This is a genomic window from Pseudomonas brassicacearum subsp. brassicacearum (assembly GCF_008801605.1).
GTDB lineage: Bacteria > Pseudomonadota > Gammaproteobacteria > Pseudomonadales > Pseudomonadaceae > Aquipseudomonas > Aquipseudomonas brassicacearum.
Genome location: NZ_VZPJ01000015.1, coordinates 141452 through 148900, shown reverse-complemented (window position 1 = coordinate 148900; position 7449 = coordinate 141452). Strand labels below are relative to the sequence as shown.

6 protein-coding genes are annotated in these 7449 nt (G+C 65.0%); all 6 read left to right on the top strand.

What is annotated here, in order from left to right; genetic code table 11:
- Nucleotides 1–432 precede the first annotated feature (432 nt).
- From F7R20_RS26560 to F7R20_RS26535, 6 genes are read left to right on the top strand one after another with little or no spacing between them, the layout of a single operon-like run.
- On the top strand, nt 433–1392 hold the full coding sequence (locus tag F7R20_RS26560; RefSeq protein WP_003202654.1) for an AAA family ATPase: 960 nt from the start codon (nt 433–435) through the stop codon (nt 1390–1392).
- Between the two features lie 9 nt (nt 1393–1401).
- Nucleotides 1402–2346, top strand: coding sequence for a DUF58 domain-containing protein (locus F7R20_RS26555; protein WP_003202656.1), 945 nt, complete (start codon nt 1402–1404; stop codon nt 2344–2346).
- Nucleotides 2343–2837: a DUF4381 domain-containing protein gene (locus F7R20_RS26550; protein WP_003202659.1), complete on the top strand. Its 495-nt coding sequence runs from the start codon at nt 2343–2345 to the stop codon at nt 2835–2837. The genes F7R20_RS26555 and F7R20_RS26550 overlap by 4 nt, the downstream gene beginning before the upstream one ends.
- Nucleotides 2830–3909, top strand: coding sequence for a vWA domain-containing protein (locus tag F7R20_RS26545; RefSeq protein ID WP_003202661.1), 1080 nt, complete (start codon nt 2830–2832; stop codon nt 3907–3909). Before F7R20_RS26550 ends, F7R20_RS26545 begins: the two co-directional genes overlap by 8 nt.
- Nucleotides 3906–5642, top strand: a complete 1737-nt coding sequence (locus F7R20_RS26540) for a tetratricopeptide repeat protein (protein ID WP_003202663.1) — start codon at nt 3906–3908, stop codon at nt 5640–5642. The genes F7R20_RS26545 and F7R20_RS26540 overlap by 4 nt, the downstream gene beginning before the upstream one ends.
- The gene (locus tag F7R20_RS26535) at nt 5639–7276 is read left to right on the top strand and encodes a BatD family protein (RefSeq protein ID WP_013693554.1); all 1638 of its coding nucleotides are present in this window, start codon (nt 5639–5641) and stop codon (nt 7274–7276) included. The genes F7R20_RS26540 and F7R20_RS26535 overlap by 4 nt, the downstream gene beginning before the upstream one ends.
- Nucleotides 7277–7449 lie beyond the last annotated feature (173 nt).

The window sequence follows — 7449 nt, the reverse complement described above, 5'->3', positions numbered from 1 at the left end:
TCATCGCGAGCAAGCCCGCTCCCACACTGATCTCGGGTGCTCATGGCATCGGTGTCCATCGCCACCCCCTGTGGGAGCTGAGCTTGCTCGCGATAGCGGTGGGTCAGGCTGCATTGAAGTTGAATGTGCCGCCGTCATCGCGAGCAAGCCCGCTCCCACACTGATCTCGGGTGCTCATGGCATCGGTGTCCATCGCCACCCCCTGTGGGAGCTGAGCTTGCTCGCGATAGCGGTGGGTCAGGCTGCATTGAAGTTGAATGTCCCGCCGTCATCGCGAGCAAGCCCGCTCCCACAATGACTCCAAACCGATCACAAATCCGCACGCCAGACAAAATCCCGTTAGTCGCCACCCCCCGCCATGCATTAAAGTAACGCCCCCAGCCCCGGCGTTATCCGAACGCCTGGGGCCACCCTTTCCAGGAACAGTCACCGATGGAACATCGTGAAGCGCTGCTTGCGCTGCGAACCTTTCTTTCAACGCAGATTCTCGGCCAGGAAAAACTCATCGAGCGCCTGCTCATCGCCCTGCTTGCCGACGGCCACATGCTGGTGGAAGGCGCGCCGGGGCTGGCCAAGACCAAGGCCATCAAGGAACTGGCCGAAGGCGTCGAAGCGCAATTCCATCGCATTCAGTTCACCCCTGACCTGCTGCCCGCCGACATCACCGGTACGGAAATCTACCGCCCGGAAACCGGCAGTTTCGTGTTCCAGCAAGGGCCGATTTTCCATAACCTGGTGCTGGCGGACGAAATCAACCGCGCGCCGGCCAAGGTCCAGTCGGCCTTGCTCGAAGCCATGGCCGAGCGCCAGGTCAGCGTTGGGCGCAGCACCTATGAACTGTCGCCGCTGTTCCTGGTGATGGCCACGCAGAACCCGATCGAGCAGGAAGGCACCTACCCGCTGCCCGAAGCCCAGCTCGACCGGTTCCTGATGCACGTCAAGATCGGCTTTCCCGATGCCGCGGTGGAACGCCGTATCCTGCAGCAGGCCCGGGGTGAAGCGCTGAACGGCGAGACCAAGCCCGAACGCCGCGTGAGCCAGCAGGCGATTTTCTCCGCGCGCAAGGAAATCCTCGGGTTGTACATGGCCGACGCCGTGGAGGAATACTTGGTGCAACTGATCATGGCCACCCGTAACCCGGCCAAGTTCGATCCGGAAATGGCCGAATGGATCGCCTACGGCGCCAGCCCGCGGGGTTCCATCGCCCTGGACCGCTGCGCCCGTGCCCACGCCTGGCTGGCCGGACGCGACTTTGTCAGCCCGGAAGATATCCAGGCCGTGCTGTTCGACGTGCTGCGCCATCGCATCATCCTGTCGTTCGAAGCCGAGGCCGCTGGCATCGACCAGGACCGGGTCGTGCAGCGGATTCTCGACGTCGTCGCTGTCGCTTGAGCATGAGTCATGAATAACCCGTTGGCGCCCGCACCGGGCATCCGCGTCAGCCTTTCGGAGCTGATCGAGATGCGCCATCGTGTGCGCGAGGTGCAGTTGTTCTCGACACCGGGACAGCGCAGTCCGCTGATCGGCCTGCATCACTCCAAGCTGCGCGGACGCGGGGTGGATTTCGACCAGGTGCGGGTCTACCAGGCCGGCGACGACGTACGCACCATTGACTGGCGCGTCACCGCCCGGACCCAGGAGCCCCACACCAAACTGTTCCACGAAGAACGCGAGCGGCCGATCTTCATCATGATCGAGCAAAGCCACCGGCTGTTCTTCGGTTCGGGGCTGATGTTCAAGTCGGTGCTCGCCGCCCAGGCCGCCAGCCTGATCGGCTGGGCCGCGCTGGGGCACAACGACCGGGTCGGCGGCCTGGTGTTCGGCAATAACACCCATTACGAGGTCAAGCCGCGGCGCAGCAAACAGAGCCTGTTGCAATTGCTCAACCGGCTGGTGCGGGTCAATCAGTCACTGCACACCGAAGGCGAGCCGGATCGCGACTCGTTCGGCATCGCCCTGCGCCGCGCCCGGGAAGTACTGCGGCCCGGCAGCCTGGTGATCGTGATTTGCGACGAGCGTGCGTTGTCCGACAGCGCCGAACAGCAGTTGAGCTTGCTGTCGCGCCATTGCGACCTGTTGCTGCTGCCGCTGTCGGACCCGCTGGATCACGCCCTGCCCGCCGCCGGCCTGCTGCGCTTCGCCCAACACTCTTCACAGTTGGAGCTCGACACCCTGAACTTCGAACTGCGCCAGGCCTATCGCGCCCAGGCCGAGGCACGCCAGGAGCGCTGGGAAATACTGGCGCAGAAGCTGCGGATCCTGATGATGCCCCTCAGCACCCAGGGCGACATGGTCGAGCAACTGCGCGAATACCTGAACCCCAAGCGGGCCGGGAAAAGTCGATGAGCAACCTGGATAAATTGCAGCCACTGATAGCGCCGCCCCCTATCGGTTTCTGGCCTCCCGCGCCGGGCTGGTGGTTGCTGCTGGTGTTGATCCCCTTGCTGGGCCTGGGCCTGTGGCAGTTGCGCCGGTTCATTCCCGCCAAGCGCACCGCCCCCCGTGCCGAACAACCCCTGGACCCGGTGCGACTGGCCGCGCTGGCCGAACTCGCCCTGCTGCCCAAACCCTACGATGGGGCGCCGGCTGGGGCCTGGCTGCAACAGCTCAACGGGTTGCTCAAACGCCTGTGTCGCAACCATTACCCCTACAGCCAGAGCCACACCCTCAACGGGCGCAAATGGCTGGCTTTCCTGGATAACCGCTGCCCGGCAGCTGGCCTGACCCGCTGGATGGTGCTGGTGGAAGGCGCTTACAAACCCGAATGCAAGCTCGATGACAAAGCCATCGCCGGCCTGACCCAGGCGGTCGAAATCTGGATTCGCAAACATGTTTGAGTTCGCCTGGCCGTGGGTATTCGCCCTGTTGCCGCTGCCTTGGCTGATGCGCCTGGTGCTGCCGGCGGCCGACAGCGGCGAGCCAGCGCTCAAAGTCAGTTTCCTCGGCGACCTGGAAGGCCTGGTGGGTCGGCGAGCCCGGGCCAATCTGCCGACCTGGCGGCAACAGGCGCCCTTCATCCTGCTCTGGCTGCTGTTGCTGATCGCCGCTGCCCGACCGCAGTGGTTGGGCGAGCCATTGCCCATTGCCGCCAGCGGTCGCGACCTGCTGGTGGCGGTGGATGTCTCGGGTTCCATGGACTTTCCCGACATGCAATGGAAAGACGAAGAGGTCAGTCGCCTTGCGCTGGTCCAGCACATGCTCGGGGATTTTCTCGAAGGCCGCGAAGGTGACCGGGTTGGCCTGATCCTGTTCGGCAGCCAGGCCTATCTGCAGGCACCGCTGACCTTCGACCGCCGCACCGTGCGCCATTGGCTCGATGAGGCGCGCATCGGTATCGCCGGCAAGAATACGGCCATCGGTGACGCCATCGGCCTGGCCCTCAAGCGCCTGCGCCAGCGGCCGGCCCATAGCCGCGTGTTGATCCTGGTCACCGACGGCGCCAACAACGGCGGCGAAATCGACCCACTGACCGCCGCGCGACTGGCCGCCGACGAAGGCGTGAAAATCTACCCGATCGGCATCGGCGCCGCCCCGGAACAAAGCGGCACCACAGGTTCGCTCGGCGTCAACCCGAGCCTGGACCTGGACGAACCGACACTCAAGGAAATCGCCGAAGTCACCGGCGGCCAGTATTTTCGCGCCCAGGATGGTGAGCAACTACTGGGGATCAAGACCACCCTCGACCAGCTCGAACCGGTGACCCAGCAACCGACCCAGGCCCGTCCTGCCCTGGCGCTGTATCACTGGCCCCTGGCCGTTGCGCTGCTATTGAGCATGTTGCTGGTGGCCCGGGCGCGCTGGCCGGACAATCCGTTGCAGCGCCTGTTCAACCAGCCGCTGTTCCAGCCAGCCCAACACACCGAGTGGCGCCAGCGGCTCAAGCGCCTGCGCTTGCGGAGGCGTCGATGATCGCCCTCTGGCCACATTGGCTACGCCCCTGGTTCGTGTTGCTGCTGCCTCTGCTGGGCTGGTTGCTCTGGCAACTGTGGCACCGGCAGAAACGCGTGGGCCGCTGGCAGATGATCCTGCCTCCCGCCTTTCATGCTGTGCTGCTCAGTGGCGGCAGTGGCCGTGAAAGCCGGTTGCCGTGGATTGCCCTGGGCCTGGGTTGGCTGTTGATCGTGCTGGCGTTGCTGGGGCCGAGTTGGGCGCGGGTCGAACAGACTAGCCAGAAACCCGCCGACCCGCTGGTGGTGGTGCTGGAGCTGACCCCGGAAATGCTCGCCACCGACGTCCCGCCCACGCGCCTGGAACAGGCTCGGCGCAAGGTACTGGACCTGTTGCAGAACCGCAGCGACGCCCAGACCGCGATCATCGTCTATGCCGGCAGTGCCCATACGCTGGTGCCGCTGTCCGACGACCTGTCCACTAGCGCCAACCTGCTCGAAGCCCTCGCGCCGTCGATCATGCCGCAGAGCGGCCATCGTGCCGACCTGGCGGTCCGCAAGGCGCTGACCCTGCTGGACCAGAGCGAGCTTGGACAGGGTCGGATCCTGCTGATCGGCTCATCGCTGAATGAGCAGGAGCGCCAAGGCATTCGCCAGGCCCTGGACGGTTCCGCCACGCAATGGCTGATGCTGGGCATCGGTACCCGGGAAGGTGCCCCCGTGGCCCAAGAGGATGGCAGCTACCTCAAGGATGCCCAAGGCGCGATTCTACTGCCGCGCCTCGACAACCCGGGCCTCAAGGCGTTCTCCAATGAGCTGGACGGCCGCTACCGGCCGGCGCGCCTGGATGACAGCGACCTGCGCGGCCTGGGCCTGTTGGACGGTCCTCGCCATCTGCGCAGCGATGGACAAACCCTGCGCCTGGACACCTGGGCCGACCAGGGTTATTGGCTGCTCCTGCCCCTGCTGCTGTTGGCCGCCTGTGCCGGGCGGCGAGGCTGGCTGTTCTGCCTGCCGCTGTTGTTCGTGTTGCCGCAAACCGGCCACGCCTTCGAATTCCAGGACCTGTGGCTGCGCGCCGACCAACAGGGCCAGCACTTGCTCAAGCAAAAACGTCCCGCCGAAGCCGCCGCCCACTTCGAGGACAGCCAGTGGCAAGGCGTCGCCCTGTACGAAGCCGGTCAATACAGCGAAGCCGCCCGACGCTTCGCCGAAGGCAATGACGCCCGCGCGCACTACAATCGCGGCAACGCCCTGGCCAGGAGCGGCGAACTGGAAGCCGCGCTGGATGCCTATGAGCAGGCCCTGGAGTTGCAACCCGACCTGCGCCCCGCCCAGACCAACAAGGCCCTGGTGGAAAGCTTGTTGAAAGAGCCGGCCGCCGTACCGGAAGAACCCAAGCCTGCCGAAAGCGAGGAGCCGGCCCCCACCGAGCAACCGCCAGACGCCGACTCACCCACCCAGTCTTCCGAACCGGGACAGCCCTCCCACGAGCCAAGCACGACATCGGACGAGTCCCAGCCCCCGCGGACGGCACAACCGCCTACCGCCCAGGATGTACCGGGCAGCGAACTGCCCGATGAGCAGACCACCACCCCGCCACTGCGTCCTGCCGCAGGTCAGCGCAATGAAGAAGAACAGCGCCAGGCACTGGAACAATGGCTGCGCCAGATCCCGGATAATCCAGGGGAGCTGCTCAGGCGTAAATTCTGGTATGAACAGCAAAGCCATCAGGCCCAGGAAAAAACCCAATGACCCGCTTCACCGCCTACCTCCTCGTGTTGCTGCTCTGGGCCTCTGGAACCCAGGCTGCACAGCTGACTGCCAGTGTGGACCGCAGCCGCCTGAACTCCGGGGAAACGGTGGAACTGACCCTGGAATCCAACGACGCCACGTTGTTCGGCAAACCGGACCTGGGCCCGCTCCAGGCCTTGTTCGATGTGCGCGGTACCCGTCAGGTCAACCAGTTGACGACCCTCGACGGTGAGAACCGTGCCACCACCCGCTGGATCGTGACCCTGCTGCCGCGCCAAAGCGGCACCGTGATCATTCCGCCGTTGCAACTGGGCGAAGTGACCAGCCAGCCGATCACCCTGCAAGTGGTCGAAGGCGAAACCCGCAACGCCTCCCAGCCCCTGGCAGCAGTATTCATCGAGGCCAGCCTCGACCAGACCGAAGTGTATGTTCAGGCCCAGGCGATCTTGACCCTGCGCATCTACCATTCGGTGTCGCTGTACGACGACAGCAGCCTCACGCCGCTGCACATTCCCGATGCCCGCACCGAGCAACTGGGCGAATCGCGCACCTATGAAAAAGTCATCAACGATGTCCGCCATGGCGTGATCGAACTGCGCTACGGCATCTATCCGCAACGCAGCGGCGAACTGACGATTCCGGCCCAGACATTCAGTGCCACCCTGGTCGAGCCGGTAGCCCAGGACGCCGTACCTTCGGGCCCCAAACCCGGCCAGTTGATGCGGGTAAGCTCCGCGCAACTGTTGCTGCGCGTCAAGCCCAAGCCTGCCAGCTATCCGGCCGACGTGCCCTGGCTGCCGGCACGCAGCCTGTCCTTGAGTGAAAGCTGGAGCCCGGAACCGACCCACAGCCAGGTGGGCGATTCCCTGACCCGCAGCCTGACCCTGGAAGCCGAAGGCCTGGCCAGCGCCCAGTTGCCACCGCTACCGGCCACGGAGATCAACGGCCTGCGACGCTATCCGGACCAACCGGTACTCAGCAGCCGCAACAGCGAGCGCGGGCTGGTGGGCAGCCGCGAAGACCGCGAGGCCCTGGTGCCCAACCGCAGCGGGACCATCGAGCTGCCACCGGTGGAAGTGGTCTGGTGGAACACCCTGGAAGACCACCTGGACCGCACCAGCCTCCCGGCGCGGACCCTGCAAGTGGCGAACAATCCAAGCTTGATGGTGGACACGCCGGCCGGCACGACGCAGATCGTGACAACGGTCGACAGCGAGGCCCTGTGGTACTGGCAACTGAGCACCTTCCTCCTCGCCTGCACCACGCTGCTGGGCTTTGGCTTGTGGTGGCGCGCCCGCTGGCAGCCAGCGATCCTGCGCTCGACCCAGACCGGACCGAGCCCACGCACCCTGCTGGATGACCTCAAACGTACCTGCCTGGCCAACGACCCCCACGCCACCCGCCAGGCCCTGGACGCCTGGGCCCGCCAGCAGCCGGAAACCCTGGCCGACATGGCGGCGCGTTTCGTGCCGCTGTCCGACGCCCTGGACGGCCTCAACGGCGCGCTCTACAGCGAAACCGGCCAGCATTGGCAGGGTGAAGACTTGTGGCGGGCCATCCGCACCATCCCGCCCACCGAAGGGGGGCTGGGCTCGGCGGGTGATTCGGGGTTGCCGCCGCTTTACCCCAAATAAACCCGCTTTTTTCGTAGCCTTTGTGGCGAGGGGTTTTATGTGCGGGCAAAACGGGTGGGAGCATGGCGGGCAAGCCTTGCTCCCACATAAATATCCTTGCCACAGGATCAGTGTTCATAGATCCAGCGAAGTTGAACAAGTCCTAGCCCCGGTTTCCCAGTAAACTCTGCTTC